At 40.2% G+C, this 241-nt stretch carries 1 protein-coding gene; it reads left to right on the top strand.

Features of this window, described 5'->3' with window-relative positions; translation table 11 throughout:
- Nucleotides 1–194, top strand: a 194-nt coding sequence (locus ACFIML_RS09190) for an efflux RND transporter permease subunit (protein WP_375688025.1), incomplete at its 5' end; no start/stop codon positions are given.
- Between the last annotated feature and the right edge of the window lie 47 nt (nt 195–241).

The raw sequence follows: 241 nt of genomic DNA, 5'->3' as shown, positions 1-241 counted from the left end.
CCTTGGTTTTAGCAAAAGGTGCTGGTGCAGAAGCACGTATAGCTTTAGGTTGGGTTATTGTTGGTGGTCTGGGGTTGGCAACTATTTTTACGCTTTATGTTACACCGGTTGTTTATCTTTTTCTCGGACGTTTTGTAAGAGCAAAAGCAGAAGAAACTGCACGCTTAACAAGAGAACTCAGCCAAGTTGAATGATGTATCTGGTAGGGAAGATTTGGAAGCTTTTTACTCTTAATTTTACA

The sequence above is a fragment of the Bartonella sp. AC62GZZY genome (genome assembly GCF_042196525.1).
In the GTDB taxonomy this organism is placed as follows: domain Bacteria; phylum Pseudomonadota; class Alphaproteobacteria; order Rhizobiales; family Rhizobiaceae; genus Bartonella.
Note: the sequence above shows the minus strand (reverse complement) of the source record. Positions and strands in the feature narration are given on the sequence as shown.